Consider the following 17,020-nt stretch of genomic DNA (forward strand, 5'->3'; position numbering starts at 1 on the left):
AAATTATTGGCAATTATAATAAATACACAAAAATATTAAAAATTATGGGATAAATTTTGAAAATAGAGACTAAAACAGCAAGATTTACCAATCCTTTATATTTGGAGAGTGGTCGAATCTTAGAGCCATATGAAATAATATATGAAACATATGGACAATTAAATGAAGATAAATCAAATGTTATAGTAATCTGTCATGCCTTATCAGGTTCACATCATGCAGCAGGTAGATATGCTGATGAAGCAAAAGCTGGATGGTGGGATAAATTTATTGGAGATGGAAAAGCTATTGATACTACTAAATATTTTGTAATTTGTACAAATAATATAGGTTCTTGTTTTGGTTCAACAAATCCAATGAGCCCAAACTATCCAAGTAGTGAGCCATATAGATTTAAATTTCCAGTTTTAACAATTTCTGATATTGTAAAAGCACAAAGAATACTTTTTGATTCATTGGGTATTCATCATGTAAGGGCAGTAATTGGTGGTTCAATGGGAGGAATGCAAGCTCTTTGTTATTCAATAGAACATCCAAGATTTGCAGATATTGTAATACCAATGGCTACAACAGCATATACTAGACCTTGGGCAATTGCCATAAATAAAATAGCAATGGAAGCAATAAGACATGACCCAGCTTTTAAAAATGGACATTATAAGAAAAATGATTTAAGTGCAAATGGATTACCTGGACTTGCTATTGGAAGAATGGCAGGGCTTATTGCATATTTAAGCCCAAATTTATTTAATAAAAAATTTGGAAGAAACTATTCTCATACTGATGGTTTATATGAACTCTTTGGAAGATTTGAAGTGGAGAGATATTTAGAATATAACTCATATAGTTTTCCTAAATTTTTTGATCCACTTTCATACTTATATATTTGTAAAACAATGAATATATTTGATGTGGCAAGAAATAAAGATAAGTTAGAAGACTCTTTTTCTAAAATAAAATGTAAGTTGCATCTTATTTCTTTTTCTGATGATATGTTATTTTTCCCAGAAGAGATGGAAGAAATATATGAAATTATGTGTAAAATAGGAAAAGAAGAACAAGTTACTTATAAAATGATAGAGAGTGAATCAGGGCATGATTCTTTCTTAGTTGAAGTAGAAAAATTTGAAGATTATGTAAGAGATATATTAGAGGATAAAATATGAGTGAAGAAGTACAAGAAAAATTAGCTTTTGAAGAAAAAATTTTAAAAGCAAAAGAATTATTAGAAAAATTAAATAATCCAGAAATAACTCTTCAAAACTCTATTGAAGTTTATAAATCTGGAATTAAAGAACTAGAAGAAGCACAAAAACTTCTTGATGAAGCAAAACTTATCTTTACTACAAAAGAGAAAAACTAATTAATATAGACTTTTCAAGTATTACTTGAAAGTCTATTTATCTTTTTAAACACAACTATAATACTCAAGATTAAATTTGATTAGGGTCATTGAAATTTAATTATATTTTGCTATTATTACAATATATAATTAAAAAAATAAACTTTACTTATTTACTAAGGATTTAAAATGAGCGAAATTCATGAGTTTTTTAATAGACAAATAAAACTTTGGGGAGAAGAGACACAAGATTCACTTCAAAATAAAAAAGTAGCTATCATAGGTAGTGGAGGATTAGGTTGCTCACTAGGTATTGCTCTTGGAGCTTCTGGTATTGGAGAATTTGCTTTTGTAGATTTTGATGAAGTAGGTGTACATAATATCCATAGACAAATAGGTTTTAAAGTTGGAGATGATGGAAAATATAAAGCTGAGGTTTTAAAAAAACTAGTTGAAGATAGATGTCCATATACTAAAGTAACAGCTTATACTGAAAGTTTTGATGAATTTGCAAAAAGAGGTTTAAAATTTGACTTACTTATAGATGCAACTGATAACTTACCTAGCCGTGCTGCAATAAATGAATATTGTATAAATAATAATCAACCTTGGATTTATGGTACAGTTGAAGAGTTTCATGGACAAGTTTGTTTTTTCAATAAAGCTTCTTATGAAGCAGTATTTCAAATAAATGATAGAAAACCAAATGGTATTGCATGTCCTATTGTAATGCATATTGCTTCTCTTCAAGCAAATTTAGCTATTAGATATTTAACAGGGCTTCCTGTAAAAAAAGATATTTTATACTATTTATCTTTTGATGAAGAGGGTGTTTTAAATACAAAAAAATTTAATTTACCAACAGATTAAGTAAAAAATCAATTTGGAAATCTTCTCCAAATTGATATAATAATTTTATAAAACTTCTCAAATAACCAAGATTTAAGCACTTTTTAGATAGACTTCACAAATTTTAACTACTACACTAATGGGGAACTATAAATGCCAAAGAGAGAAGATATAAAATCTATTTTACTTATCGGTTCTGGTCCAATTGTTATTGGTCAAGCATGCGAATTTGACTACTCAGGAACACAAGCTACTAAAACATTAAAAGAGTTAGGATATAGAGTTGTTTTAATCAATTCAAACCCTGCTACTATTATGACTGACCCTGAATTTGCTGATAAAACATATATTGAACCAATTACAGAAGAGGTTGTTGCAAAAATCATTAAGCAAGAAAATATTGATGCAATTTTACCTACAATGGGAGGTCAAACGGCATTAAATGTTGCTACTTCTATGTATGAAAAAGGTATGTTAGAAGGTGTTAAGTTCTTAGGTGCAAATCCAGAAGCTATTAAAAAAGGTGAAGATAGACAACTTTTTAAAGAAGCTATGATTAAAATTGGTATGGATTTACCAAAATCAAGATATGCGTATAATATGGACGATGCACTTATAGCTGCTGAAGAGATAGGTTTTCCTATCATTATTAGAGCTTCATTTACATTAGCTGGTGGAGGTTCTGGAGTTGCTTATAATATTGATGAATATAAAGAATTAGCAAAAATTGGTCTTGATGCTTCTCCAATTAATGAAATCTTAGTAGAAGAGTCACTACTTGGATGGAAAGAATATGAAATGGAAGTTATAAGAGATAGTAAAGATAACTGTATCATTGTATGTTCTATTGAAAATTTAGACCCAATGGGAGTACATACAGGAGATTCTGTTACTATTGCTCCTGCTTTAACTCTTACAGATAAAGAATATCAAGATATGAGAAATGCTTCATTTGCCATCTTAAGAGAGATTGGTGTTGATACAGGAGGTTCTAATGTACAGTTTTCAATTAATCCTGAAACAGGAAGAATGATTGTTATTGAAATGAACCCAAGAGTTTCAAGATCTTCTGCTTTAGCTTCTAAAGCTACTGGTTATCCAATTGCAAAAGTTGCAACACTACTTGCAGTAGGATTTACACTTGATGAAATTACAAATGATATTACAGGAACTGCAGCATCATTTGAACCTGTTATTGACTATATAGTTACAAAAATCCCAAGATTTACTTTTGAAAAATTCCCTAAAGCTGACTCTACTCTTACAACAGGAATGAAATCTGTTGGTGAAGTTATGGCTATTGGTAGAACTTTTAATGAATCTATTCAAAAAGCTTTATGTTCAATGGAAACAGGTTTAGTTGGATTTGATAAAATTGATGCATCATTAGAAAAAATTAAAAAAGAAATTAGAAGACCAAACTGCGATAGATTAAGATATATTATGCAAGGTATGAGAGAAGGTCTAACAAATGAAGAAATTTTTGAATTATCAAAAATTGATCCTTGGTTCTTAAGTAAATTTAGAGAAATTTGTGAATTAGAAAAAACAATTGATGAGTCTATTTTAACTGATGAAATTGCAATGAGAAATATTAAAGCAAATGGTTTTAGTGATAAAATGATTGCAACTCTTATTGGAAAATCTGAAGATGATGTTTATAATGCTAGAAAAGCACTAGATATTGATTTTGAATATAATGAAGTTGATACTTGTGCTGCTGAGTTTAAAGCTTTAACTCCATACCTTTATTCAACAACAAATGTTCATAGATTACCAAAAGTTGAAAAAACTCAATCTGATGAGAAAAAAGTTTTAATTATTGGTGGTGGTCCAAATAGAATTGGTCAAGGTATTGAGTTTGATTATTGTTGTGTACATGCTTCATTTGCTTTAAATGAAATGGGTGTTAAAACAATAATGTACAATTGTAACCCAGAAACTGTATCAACAGATTATGATACTTCTGATATTTTATATTTTGAACCAATTGACTTTGAACATGTAAGAAGTGTAGTTGAAAAAGAGAATCCAGATGGTGTAATTGTACACTTTGGTGGGCAAACTCCTTTAAAACTTGCAAATGCTTTAACTAACGCTGGTGCTAAAATTATAGGAACTACAGCTGAAGTTATTGATTTAGCAGAAGATAGAAAAAAATTTGCTACATTTGTAGAAAAAGCAGAATTATTACAACCTGAAAATGGTACAGCTGTAAAACTAGAAGAAGCTTTAGAAATTGCTGAAAGAATTGGTTATCCTGTATTGGTAAGACCTTCTTTTGTACTTGGTGGAAGAGGTATGAGAATTGTTTATTCTTCTGATGAGTTAAAGCAATATATGGATGAGGCAGTTTCTGTTTCAAATGATGCACCTGTATTAATTGATAAATTCCTAGATAGAGCAACTGAACTTGATGTTGATTGTATTTGTGATGGTAAAGAAGTTTATATTGGTGGAATTATGCAACATATTGAAGAAGCAGGTGTTCACTCAGGGGATTCTGCTTGTTCTTTACCTCCTGTTTCTATTTCAGATGAATTAATTATTCAATTAGAGCAAAAAACTAAAAAAATGGCTTTAGGTTTAGGTGTTGTTGGTCTAATGAATGTTCAATATGCTATTCATAAAGGAGAAATTTACTTAATTGAAGTAAATCCAAGAGCTTCTAGAACTGTTCCTTTTGTTTCTAAAGCTACAGGTATGCCTTTAGCTAAAGTTGCTACAAGAGTAATGTGGGGTGAAACTTTAAGAGAAGCACTAGCTGTATATGATAAAAATATTGTATATGAAGATAATGGTGTATTAAAACCAATTCTTAAAAATCATATTGCTGTAAAAGAAGCTGTTTTTCCTTTTAATAAATTAAGTGGTTCAGATATGATTTTAACACCTGAAATGAAATCAACAGGTGAAGTAATGGGTATCTCTTCTACTTTTGGAGAATCTTATGCAAAAGCACAAAGTGCTGCTAAAAATGATCTTCCTACTTCTGGAAAAGTATTTATTTCATTATGTGATTTAGATAAAGAATATGCTTCTAGAATTGCACAAGGACTTGTAAATGAAGGGTTTAGTATAGTTGCAACAGATGGAACATATAAAGCTATTACTGAATCTGGAATTGAGTGTGAAAAAGTTCTTAAAATTTCTGAAGGAAGACCAAATATTGCTGACTTATTAACAAATGGTGATATAGCACTTGCTTTTAATACTAGTGATGGAAAAGAGTCTTCAAAAGATGATGGTAAAAATATTAGAAGGACTGTTTTAAGAATGAATATTCCATATGTAACAACAGCAGCAGGAGCACTTGCTTGTGTTGAAGCTATGAAGGCTTTAAAACAAAAAGATGGTATCTGCGTTAAATCTATTCAGGAATTCTTAAACGATTAATGAACTGTGAACTTGTTTATTTAGTACAAACAGATACAACTGTTGGCTTCTCATCAACTAATGATGAGAAGCTTTCAAACTTAAAAAAAAGACCAACAACTCAAAAAATTCTTCAAGTAGTAGATAGTTTCACTACGTTAAAACAATATACAAGAGTTCCTAAAAATCATAAAAAACTTGTAAGAAAAGCTAGAAAAACAACTTTTATTTATCCTAATACACACTCTTTTAGAATTATAAGTAAAGAGGATAAATTTTATGACTTTGTTAGAAAATTTAAAAATATCTATTCTACTTCTGCAAATATCACAACTAAAAGTTTTGATGAAGAGTTTGCAAGAACAAATGCAAATATTATTGTAGAGACAAAAGAAGGCTTTAGTGAAACAGTTTCTTCTTCTATTTATCTTTTAAAGAAAAAGAAATTAAAGAAAATTAGATAAATATTTAAAAAAGAAAAGAATTTAAGCAAAATACAAAATAATCTAAACTATAATTTCTCCCTTAATATGACCCTATCGTCTAGTGGCCAAGGACCTCAGGATTTCCTCCTGATGACGCTGGTTCAAATCCAGCTGGGGTCGCCATCTTATAAATACCATAAATTGCTGCTTTTAAATAAGTATTAATATTTTAATTGATTTTTTATCCTATACTTAAAAATTACTTTCTAATAAACACAACCTACTGGAAATACTTTATTGTTTAGAGTATATCTCTAACTTTAAAATCCCAAATTATATTTGTAATAATATAGACATAAATTTTACTCTTTATTTAAAAGTAGAATTAACAATAAAGCTAAATTTAGTTATTTTTTTAAATTGTGACGCAAATTATGACAAGTATATTACATAATAAATAAGAATTTCAATTGAAAGAATTAGTAATGTTAAATAAAACTAGAAAAAATCTAAAAACTTATTTTTTTTCATTTTTCTTATTATTTATTATAGTTTCAATACTTTTATTTTTAAATCATAAAATACAACTAATTACTTTTGTATGTGGAATAATTATATTTTTATGTTTTTCTGCTTTATTTTGGTATTTTTTAAAAAAAGATAGACTTAATAAATTTTTAATTAAATTAAAAAAATCAAATACTAGAATAATAGAAAAAAGTTTATGTCTTATTGAAATATCATTATTTAAAAATGATAATTTTTTAATTAAAGTTATGTATGTATATTTAGTATTTCTATTAGGAATTATTATATTTTTTATTATTATAGAAGATAAAAAGCTAAATACAGAAACTTTTCTAATAAGTTTAGCCAAAATTTTAAATGATAATTTTTTTAATATTGTTGGATATATTACAGTATTAGGAATAATATGTATTTTAATAGTATTTTTTAATGCAAAATTATTATCAGAATATAGAAATAAAATTGAAAATATATTAAATGAAGAATATGAAAAAGATAAATAAAATATAAAGTCTTAAAATTTTTACAAATAAGTTATTAATTTGTAGCAATTAACTAAGACTTATATTAGCTTATTTTTTATATCTTTCTTATTGGTTCAGAAGAAGGTTTTGCAAAATAGTAACCTTGTGCAAGATCCACACCAATTTCTTTTATAGTTTCAAATTCTTCTTTTGTTTCTATTCCTTCTGCTAAAACTGTGATATTATGTTCTTTTGAAAGATTAAATAGTGCTCTATAGACAGACTGTTTTAAATGATTTGTATTAATACTATTTATAATATTTCTATCTATTTTTATAATATCTGGTTTAAGTTCTATAAGCATATTTAAACTAGAATAACCTTCCCCCACATCATCAAGGGCTATTTTAAAGTTTTGTAATCTATAATATTCTAATATATTTTTTAAATGCCTTTGATCTTTTACTAATTCTGTTTCTACCACTTCAAAAACAATTTGAGAAGGGTCAAATTCTAATTGTTTTGCCCATTTCTCAGTTGATTTCAAACAAAATTCAGGGTCATAAATCGAAGTTGGTATAAAATTTATAAAAACTTTTTGATGGATTTTTTTTGTTGCGGCAGTTTTTAAAGCAGTCTCTCTACAAAGTCTATCTAATTTAAAGTTATAATCATTTCTTTTTGATTTTTCAAATAAAATGTCAGGATACATTAAACTTCCATCTTCTTTTACCCCTCTAGATAAAGTTTCATAACCATAGATTTGATTGTTTTTTACATCAATAATTGGTTGAAAATGAGCAGTAAGTGATTCATTATTAACAATATCAAAAAAATCTTGGTCATCAAAAATATTAATAAACCTTTGTAAAGGTTTAGCTTTTAAAATAGATTGAATAGTAAAAGATTTTTCATTATCTGAAATAAAGATTTTTATTGTATTTCTTTCAAGTTCATTAAAATGATTTTTAAACTTTTCTAAGTTTTTATGAAAAAATTTATAAACATCTTTGGTTTTTATTATAAGTAAGCCATTTGAATTTTCACAATCTATTGATAAATTATTAAAAAATAGTTCAAGTTTTTTTACTAATTCTTCTATTTCACTTACGAAAAATAAAACACCAAAACTATTTTTTAAAATAAATTTTTCATTACATTTAGAACAAGACATCTAATTTCCTTTATTTTTTATAAGTTTATCAAATAAGAAAAAAATTAGTAGTTCTATAATGTCAAATAAAACTATTTTAAGTAAAGTTAATAAAATTTAAAAAAGAGTATAAGTTAACTTTTTTAGAATTTTTTCCAGTGAATCTATCTCTTCTTTTGAAAGAACTTCAAAAATATTTCTTCTATTTTCTACCATCTCTTTCAAACACAAAGTTACTAACTCTTCACCTTTTATCTCAAGTTTTACAAGCATACTTCTTTTATCCTCTTTTGAAGCTATTCTTGAAATATAACCTCTTTGTTCAAGTTTTTTCAATATTTTTGTCATCCCTCCTGATGAAAAAACAGTAGCTGCATATAAGTCAGTTGGTGATAAAAGCTTGCCATTAAAATATAAAGCTGCAAGTACATCAATTTCAGAATGAATTAAATCATATGTCTCTTTTAAATAATGTTCTGTTTCATTATATAAATTTTTGTAAATTAATGTAATTGGTAAAGTTAATCCAAATTGTTTATATTCTTGCATTTTTACGGTTGTATTAAAAAAATTATCTAAATGTTTCTTTTCCATTTTGAAATTTTAGCAGAAATAAGATTAAAAGTTAAATCTTTCTAGAAAGATAAATTTAAGGTGAGAAATGTTATCTTTCTAGCAAGATAAAAAGGAGTGAATTTGAAAAAAATTTATTTATTATTTTTTATTCCTATTTTTTTAATGGGACAGGATTTAAATGAATTAATTGATTTATCTATAAAAAATAGATTAGTTAACTCATACAAAAATGATTTGGAATCACTAAAAAAAGAGTATTCAAGTGTGAGAAGTAGCTATCTTCCAAAGCTTGATGTAGGTGCTAATTATTCAAAAGCAAAATATGAAACAGCTTCAACTGCAAGTAAAAGTTCAACAGCTTATGCTTCTTTGGATTTTACTTTATATGATGGAGGAAAAAGAGAGAATAGATTTGATAGTTATGAAATGAGTATTAAAAGTAGTGAAAAGACATTGGAATCTATAAAAAATCAAATTTCTTTAGATGTTACTACTTACTATTATAACTATTTAGGACTTTTTGCAACGCAAGATGCAAAAATAAAAGAGATTGAGCAATTAAGGGCGCAATATGATAGATTAAGTAAATTTTTAGAAGTTGGAACAACTACTGAAGATGAATTAAAAAAGATTGATTCAAGGCTTCAAAGTGCAACTGTACAACTGCATGAAATAGAACTTCAATTACAAACAATTTTACATAATTTAGAATATATAACAGGAAAAAAAGTTTCTATTCAAGAGGGGTCATTAGTTGATTTAATATTAACTAATGATAAAAATAAACAAAGAGCAGATATAGAATCTTTAAAATTTAATGTAGAAACAATGCTAAAAAATGCAGATATTGAAAAAAGTGGGTATCTTCCTACAATTAGTCTAAATAATACATATTCTTATTATGATATGAACTTTGATAATAAAGCTTTTGAAAATGATTTAGATGAACAAAATATTTTATCTATTAATTTAAAATGGAATATTTTTTCTTTTGGTGAAACTAAAAATAGTTATGAATCAAAATATAAAAAATATTTAAGTGCAAAATCAAATTATGAATATGAAAAAAATAAAGCAAATGTTGATTTACAATTGGCATTAAGAGCTTTTGATATTGGAAAACTTAAAATAAAATCAGCACAAGCTAGTTTAGATGCTGCAAATAGTGCATATGAAGTAATTAAATCAAAATTCCAAAATGGACTTATTGATAATGTTGCTTATTTAGAAGCTTTAAGTGAAAAATATGATGCTTTAAGTGTTTTAAAAACGGCAATATATGATTTAGAAATAAAAAAAGCTAATGTGATTTATCATAGTGGTGAAAAAGTAAAGGATTATGTTAAATGAAAAAAATATTACCATTTATAGTTTTAGTAGCTTTAGGTTTTAGTGGATGCAATGATGAGAGTAATAAAGCTCAAAATATAAGTGTAGCTAAAGAAAAACCAGCATTACCAGTAAAAGTTTTTGAAGTAAAACAAGAGACTCCAACAATCTCAAAAGAGTATCCTGCAATTATTAAACCTTTTGAAGAAGTTGATGTGATGGCAAGGGTTTCTGGAACTTTAGAGCAAAAATATTTTAATGAAGGTGAATTTGTAAAAAAAGGTAAGCTTTTATATAAAATAGAACAAGATACTTATTTAACAAATTTAAATATGGCAAAAGCAAATGTTAAAAAAGCTCAAGCAAATTATAATAAAGCTTTAAAAGATCAAAAAAGAGCAGTTTCATTATTGAAAAGTAAAGCTATTAGTGTTCAAAAATATGATGAGTATATATATATTTATGAAGATGCCCAAGCAACTTTACAAAGTGCAAAGGCTAGTTTAAAACAATCTCAAATTCAGTATGATTATACTACTGTTGAAGCACCAATTAGTGGAATAGTAGGTATTAAAAAAAGTGATATTGGTGATTATGTTGGAAGCAATAGTGAAAACTCATTATTAGTAACAATTACAGCAGTAAATCCTGTGCATATAGAATTTTCTTTAAGAAAAGAAGATATTTCAAGTTTTCTATCGCAAATAAAAAATAAAAGTGTAAAAATATCTTTAGATAATAATGGAAAAATTTTAGAAAATGGAATTATTGATTATATATCTGCTAAATTAGATGAAAATACAGATACTTTACTATTAAGAGCTAAATTTGAAAATAATGATAATAGTTTAATTATTGGTGAGTTTACAAAAATAAAACTTGATAATATAGTAATAAACAATATTCATATAATCCCAGAAAATGCCCTTCTTAAAACAGTAAATGGAAACTTTGTTTATGTGGTCGAAGATTCAATTGCAAAACTAAGACCAATTGAAATTGGGATATTATTAGAAAAAGGGGTTGCAATTAAAAAAGGTTTAAATATTGGTGATAAAGTAATTGTAAGTAATATTGCTAAAGTTAGACCAAATACAAAAGTACAAGTTTTAGGAAAATAATATGTTTTCTTCATTTTTTATAAAAAATCCAGTTTTTTCAGCAGTTGTCTCAATTATTATTGTATTAGCTGGATTGGCTTCTATGATAAATTTGCCAATTGAGCAATATCCTAGAGTTATTCCTCCTCAAATAATTGTTACTACTGCTTATCCCGGAGCTAGTGCAGAAACTATTGCAAAAACAGTTGCTGCTCCTATTGAAGAACAAATCAATGGGGCAACAAATATGATTTATATGAACTCTGTTTCTGCTGATAATGGAAGTATTAGTATAAATGTATTTTTTGAAGTAGGAACAAATCCTAATGATGCAAAAATTGATGTAAATAATAGGGTACAAGCAGCTTTATCAAAGCTTCCTGAACAAGTACAAAGACAAGGTGTTAATGTAAGAGAAAGATCACCTAGTATGTTACAAGTTATTATGTTATATTCTCCTACAAATGAACATGATATTACTTATTTATCAAATTATGCACTTATAAATATTGTGGATGATTTAAAAAGAATCAATGGAGTAGGGGATGCTACGATTTTTGGAGCAAAAGATTACTCTATTAGAGTTTGGTTAGATCCACAAAAACTAGCAAAACAAAAATTAACTACTAGTGATGTTGTTAATGCAATAAAAGAACAAAATGCCCAATATGCAGCAGGTAAGTTTGCAGCTGAGCCTATTAAAAATAAGCAAATGTTTACTTATACTTTGCAAACACAAGAAAGAATGACAGACCCAAAACAGTTTGGTGAAATTATTATAAAAGCAAATGAAGATGGAAGTTCTTTAATGCTTAAAGATGTTGCAACAGTTGAACTTGGGGCACAAAGTTATAATATGACTACAAAGCTAAATAATGCACCTTCAATTCCAATTGGTATATTTTTACAAAGTGGAGCAAATGCCCTTGATACTGCAAAAGCAGTTGAAAAGGTTCTTGAAAATGCAAGTAAAAATTTTCCAGAAGGTTTAGCTTACAAAATACCATATGATAGTACGGATTTTGTTGAGATTTCGATAAAAGAAGTTGCAAAAACATTTTTAGAAGCTATTATTTTAGTTATTGCAATTATTTTCTTATTTTTACAAAATTGGAGAGCTACACTTATCCCAATTTTAGCAGTTCCTGTTTCAATTATTGGAGCTTTTGCAGGAATGTATGCTTTAGGATTTAGTATAAATTTATTAACTTTATTTGGTCTTGTATTAGCAATTGGTATTGTTGTTGATGATGCTATTATTGTTATTGAAAATGTGGAAAGGCATATGAGTGAGGGAATGAGTGCAAAAGAGGCTTCTTTTCAGGCTATGAAAGAAGTATCAAGTGCGCTTATTGCTATTGTATTAGTTTTATCTTCTGTATTTATTCCTGTTGCTTTTATGGGTGGATTAAGTGGAGAGATGTATAGACAATTTGCAATTACAATTGTAGTTTCTATTGCTATATCAGGCTTTGTTGCTTTAACTTTAACTCCTTCTTTATGTGCTTCTATTTTAAAAGATGACCATAAAAAACCACAAGGATTTTTTAAGTGGTTTAATGAAATGTTTGATAAAGCTACAAATAAATATTCATATTTAGTTCAAAAAACAATTAGATATTCAGTTTTAAGTGTATTGCTATTTGGTGGATTGATTTTTGTTTCATATGATTTATTTAAAGATTTAAAAACAGGACTTGTTCCACAAGAAGACCAAGGAACTATTTTCTTATTTAGTTATAACCCTCCAGGTTCATCTTTATCAAGAACAGAGAATTTAACAAATGAGATAAATGATATTGTAATGAAAGATGAAAATGTTAAAGATGTTCTTACATTAGCAGGACTTGATTTAGTGACATTTGGAGAAAGAACACATGCTGCTGCAACAATTGTAAAATTAAATGATTGGGAGAAAAGAAAAGCTGCTTCTCAACATGCAGAAGTTATAAATCAAAAGTTTAATAAAGAACTTATGGCAACTTCTGATGGTTTTAGTTTTGGAGTTTTACCTCCCCCTATTATGGGGATGAGTATCTCTGGTGGATTTGAAATGTATGTTCAAGATAGAAGTGGAAAAAGTGTAAAAGAATTAAGTAATTATGTAAATCAAATAGTTGAAAAAGCAAATCAAAGAGCAGAACTTCAGGGTGTAAGAACATCACTAACTCCAAATATACCTCAATATAAAATTTTAGTTGATACTAAAAAAGCAAAAGCAAAAGGGGTAAAGGTAGATGAGATTTATAATACTTTAAGTGCTACATTTGGAAGTTATTATGTAAATGATTTTAACCTTTATGGAAGAACATATAAAGTTAATTTACAAGCAAAAAGTGAATTTAGAAAAGGTGTTGATGATTTAAAATTTGTACTTGTTAGAGGAAATAATAATGAGTTGATTCCTATAAGTTCTTTAGTAAAAGTTGAACCAACAGTTGGGGCAGATATTGTTGAGAGATTTAACCTTTTTCAAGCTGCAAAAGTTTCAGGACAACCTGCACTTGGATATAGCTCAGGTGATGCTTTAAATGCAATTGAAGAAGTTGCAAAAGAGATTTTACCACAAGGTTATACAATTAGCTGGGTTGGTACAGCATATCAAGAAAAACAAATTTCAAGTAGTAGTGCGCAAGCTTTTATTTTTGGGGTAGTTTTACTATTTTTAATTTTAGCAGCACAATATGGAAAATGGCTAATGCCAATTTCAGTAGTATTAGCAGTACCTTTTGCAATTTTTGGTGCAATTTTAGCAACTTTATTAAGAGGATTGGAAAATGATATTTATTTTCAAGTTGGACTTTTAGTTCTTGCGGGACTTGCTGCTAAAAATGCAATTTTAATTGTGGAGTTTGCTTTACAAAAACAAAAAGAAGGATTAAGTTTAATTGATTCTGCTATTCAAGCAGCAAAAATTAGGTTAAGACCAATTATTATGACTTCTTTAGCCTTTACTTTAGGAGTTGTTCCTTTAGCTATTAGTAGTGGAGCAGGGGCAGCAAGTAGGCATTCAATTGGTACAGGTGTTATTGGAGGAATGTTAGCTGCCACATTCTTAGCTATTATTTTTATACCATTATTTTATATTTTGGTATCAAAACTAAGTAAAAAATCATAATGGCTATAGTAGTAGATAAACAAGAAAAAAGAAGAAATATTGCACTTGCTTGTAAGGAAATAATCTTACAAGCTGGTGTTGAAAATATAACTATTTCCCAACTTGCAGCAAAGGCAGATATAGGTAAAGGTACAATTTATCAATATTTTGCAAATAAAGAAGATATATTATTAGAGCTAGTTTGTTTAGTACAAAAGGATTATAAAGAAGAGACTTTAGAAATAATAAATAGTATTGATGATGAAAAAGAGAAAATTAAAATATTTTTTACAAATTGCTACAAAGAAAAATACAATGGTTATAGAAAATTTTTTAAAGAGTTTATAGGTGTTTCTTACTGTAAAACAAATTGTGCTTTAATATTTTTTCAAAAAGAGTGGTATTTTAACTCTTTTGAGATACTCTCTTCAATAATTAAAGAGGGAATAAATAAAAAAAGATTAAAAAAAGAGTCTATAAATTTAGTAGATGGAATATTAAATAGTTTAGTTGGGTATTTTATCTTTTCTTTTTATAATAAAACAATTGATGAGACAAAAAACAGTATCAACTTATATCTTGATACTATTTTTAAAATGATAAAAGTTTAAGTGTTAAATATTATAGTAAAGCAAGCACCTGTATATGTTTTATTATTATAAATAAAGCTTTCATTACTTACTTTAATTTCACTATGGTGATTTTCTGTGATGATTTGATAAGTCATAGATAACCCAATACCTGTACCTATACTTTGATGTTTTGTAGTAAAGTAAGGCTCAAAGATTTTATCAATAAACTCTTTTTTTATTCCCTTACCACTATCTTTTATACTTAAACTTAGATTTTTATCATTTATTTTTTTAGTCTCAATAAAAATAACTCTATCTTCTTCATTATCAATATTTTCTTTTAAAGCATCTTTTGAGTTATTTATAATATTAATAAAAGCTTGTATAAGTTGATTTTCAAAGCCTTCAATATTTATATCATCTTCTAAATTGCTAATTAAAATAATATTATTATTTACCATTGTAGAGTTAATAATAGAAAGAGCTTTTTTTACAGTATTTACAATTGATAATTTATCTTTCTTATTTGTATTTTTTATAAAATTCCTAAAATCATCAATAGTTCTTGATAAGTATTGAGTTTGATTAATAATACTATTCATATCTTCTAAAATCTCTTCAAGCTTTATTGTTCCAAATTCATTTCTAACTTTAACACTACTTGCTATTGTAGAGATTATATTTAAAGGTTGTCTCCATTGATGGGCAATATTTCCTATCATCTCACCCATTGAAGCTAATTTTGATTGAGATTCAAGTAATTTTAACTGTGTTACATCTTTTGCACTAATTAAAATCATATTTTTTTCAGGAAGTAAAACTAAAGACATATTTATTCTAATTGCTTTACCATCTTTTACAATACAAGTTTTTTCAAAATTTGTTACATAGTTATTTTCTAAAATAGTTTCAAAAATCTCTTTTGCTTTTTGAAAATCTTCACTAGAAGTTAATTCTAAACAAGATTTTGTAAGTAACTCTTCTCTTGTAAAACCTGTCATTTCCAAATAGGCTTCATTAAAATCTATAAAATTACTTTCTAAATCAAGTAATGCTAAACCATCTTTTGCATATTTAAAAATAGCTTCAAATTCATTTTTTTGTTGTTCAAGTAATTTTTGTAGCTCTTTTTCTTTTGTAACATCATAAAACCAACCAATAACAGAAGCTTCTTCTTTAAATTTTATATTCATATAAGAAGATAAAACCCAAATATCTTTTCCTTGAATATTTAAATTGATTAGTTTATTTATAACATCTTGATTATTTTCTAATTTTTCAAGAACTTCTTGATAATCTTTTTTATCTTTATAATAATCAATTGGATTTTTTTGATAGGTTTTTTCTTTACTTGTTTTTATAAGATTTGAGTATGCTTTATTGGCAAAAACAACTGTTTCCCCTCTATCTTTTGCAATTCTTACTGCAATGGGACTTAACTCTAAAAGATATTGTAATCTATTTTCATTTTCTTTTAAAATAAATCTTGATTCTTTTATGGTTTTAATCATATTATTTATTCTTACAGATAAAGCATTTATCTCTTTTGAACCATATAAAGGAATTAAACTAATAGGAATTCCATCTTTATCTGTTATAGAAATAATATCCATTATATTTGAAATAGGTTTTAAAACAAAATATTTTATAGCCAAAAACAGAACTAAAACTAGCAAAATAGAGATTATTATTGTATTTTTAATAGTTTCAATTATTATTTCTTTTAATTTTTCATTTAAATTTTTATTTGAAATATAAATAGTTACTTTTCCTACTTCTTTATCTTTTGATATAATTTTAAAAGAGTCTTTATAAAAGCAATTTTCAAGTTCTTCAAGTTGTATTTTATTTTTAATATTATAATTTTCAACTTGCCAATTTTTATCTCTTATTTTTCCCGTTATATATGCAGGTTTTCCTACAATCTCTCCCATATTATAATCTTCAACAATAATTGCAAAAATCTGTTTTTTTTGTATTTCATTTAAAATTAATTTATCATATTCATTTATTGCATATGCAGAGATTAAAGTTGAAAGATTTTTCTTTAAAGTTAAAATAGTTTCTCTAGAATTTTTCTTTATATCTTCTATTGTTCTATCTTTTATATTTAGATATTGATATGTAGAATTTATACTTATTATTATTGTTACAGCTATAATAATAACAATAGCTAGTGAGGAGTATAAGGATTGTTTACTTTTTCTCAT

General features: G+C 26.6%; 13 protein-coding genes and 1 tRNA gene. 11 read left to right on the top strand and 3 right to left on the bottom strand.

What is annotated here, in order from left to right; all coding sequences use genetic code 11:
- Positions 1-56: 56 nt before the first annotated feature.
- From metX to AMYT_RS06490, 7 genes are all read left to right on the top strand, one after another.
- A complete protein-coding gene (gene metX, locus AMYT_RS06460) occupies positions 57-1,166 on the top strand; it encodes a homoserine O-acetyltransferase MetX (protein WP_114841736.1) in 1,110 nt (369 codons plus the stop codon).
- Positions 1,163-1,363 (top strand): exodeoxyribonuclease VII small subunit, encoded by a 201-nt coding sequence (locus AMYT_RS06465; RefSeq protein ID WP_114841737.1) that lies wholly within the window; start codon positions 1,163-1,165, stop codon positions 1,361-1,363. Before metX ends, AMYT_RS06465 begins: the two co-directional genes overlap by 4 nt.
- Before the next feature lie 168 nt (positions 1,364-1,531).
- The gene (locus tag AMYT_RS06470; protein WP_191287687.1) at positions 1,532-2,212 is read left to right on the top strand and encodes a HesA/MoeB/ThiF family protein; all 681 of its coding nucleotides are present in this window, start codon (positions 1,532-1,534) and stop codon (positions 2,210-2,212) included.
- Between the two features lie 132 nt (positions 2,213-2,344).
- Complete coding sequence (gene carB / locus AMYT_RS06475; protein ID WP_114841738.1) at positions 2,345-5,587, top strand: carbamoyl-phosphate synthase large subunit; 3,243 nt, start codon at positions 2,345-2,347, stop codon at positions 5,585-5,587.
- Positions 5,587-6,030 (top strand): Sua5 YciO YrdC YwlC family protein, encoded by a 444-nt coding sequence (locus AMYT_RS06480; protein WP_114841739.1) that lies wholly within the window; start codon positions 5,587-5,589, stop codon positions 6,028-6,030. The genes carB and AMYT_RS06480 overlap by 1 nt, the downstream gene beginning before the upstream one ends.
- A gap of 68 nt (positions 6,031-6,098) precedes the next feature.
- A tRNA-Glu gene (locus tag AMYT_RS06485) sits at positions 6,099-6,174 on the top strand.
- Positions 6,175-6,461: 287 nt separating this feature from the next.
- On the top strand, positions 6,462-7,022 hold the full coding sequence (locus AMYT_RS06490) for a hypothetical protein (RefSeq protein ID WP_129097370.1): 561 nt from the start codon (positions 6,462-6,464) through the stop codon (positions 7,020-7,022).
- A gap of 76 nt (positions 7,023-7,098) precedes the next feature.
- On the opposite strand, the gene AMYT_RS06495 is transcribed toward AMYT_RS06490, so the two are convergent.
- Both AMYT_RS06495 and AMYT_RS06500 read right to left on the bottom strand, forming a co-directional pair.
- Positions 7,099-8,157 carry an EAL domain-containing protein gene (locus AMYT_RS06495; RefSeq protein WP_114841741.1) on the bottom strand — a complete coding sequence of 353 codons (1,059 nt, stop codon included), beginning with the start codon at positions 8,155-8,157 and terminating at the stop codon, positions 7,099-7,101.
- 96 nt (positions 8,158-8,253) lie between these two features.
- Entirely contained in the window at positions 8,254-8,730 is a 477-nt protein-coding gene (locus AMYT_RS06500) for a MarR family winged helix-turn-helix transcriptional regulator (RefSeq protein ID WP_114841742.1), read from the bottom strand.
- A 96-nt stretch (positions 8,731-8,826) separates the two neighbouring features.
- Here AMYT_RS06500 and AMYT_RS06505 point away from each other — a divergent pair, with 96 nt between their 5' ends.
- Genes AMYT_RS06505 through AMYT_RS06520 form a run of 4 tightly spaced genes read left to right on the top strand, consistent with a single transcriptional unit; the run spans position 8,827 to position 14,849 of the window.
- On the top strand, positions 8,827-10,062 hold the full coding sequence (locus tag AMYT_RS06505; protein ID WP_228197908.1) for a TolC family protein: 1,236 nt from the start codon (positions 8,827-8,829) through the stop codon (positions 10,060-10,062).
- The gene (locus AMYT_RS06510; RefSeq protein WP_114841744.1) at positions 10,059-11,162 is read left to right on the top strand and encodes an efflux RND transporter periplasmic adaptor subunit; all 1,104 of its coding nucleotides are present in this window, start codon (positions 10,059-10,061) and stop codon (positions 11,160-11,162) included. Before AMYT_RS06505 ends, AMYT_RS06510 begins: the two co-directional genes overlap by 4 nt.
- Position 11,163: 1 nt before the next feature.
- On the top strand, positions 11,164-14,259 hold the full coding sequence (locus AMYT_RS06515; protein ID WP_114841745.1) for an efflux RND transporter permease subunit: 3,096 nt from the start codon (positions 11,164-11,166) through the stop codon (positions 14,257-14,259).
- Positions 14,259-14,849 (top strand): TetR/AcrR family transcriptional regulator, encoded by a 591-nt coding sequence (locus AMYT_RS06520; protein ID WP_114841746.1) that lies wholly within the window; start codon positions 14,259-14,261, stop codon positions 14,847-14,849. Before AMYT_RS06515 ends, AMYT_RS06520 begins: the two co-directional genes overlap by 1 nt.
- On the opposite strand, the gene AMYT_RS06525 is transcribed toward AMYT_RS06520, so the two are convergent.
- A complete protein-coding gene (locus tag AMYT_RS06525; RefSeq protein ID WP_114841747.1) occupies positions 14,846-17,020 on the bottom strand; it encodes a PAS domain S-box protein in 2,175 nt (724 codons plus the stop codon). The two genes, AMYT_RS06520 and AMYT_RS06525, sit on opposite strands and share 4 nt — an antisense overlap.

Origin of the sequence: Malaciobacter mytili LMG 24559 (assembly GCF_003346775.1) — a bacterium.
Taxonomy (GTDB): Bacteria; Campylobacterota; Campylobacteria; order Campylobacterales; family Arcobacteraceae; genus Malaciobacter; species Malaciobacter mytili.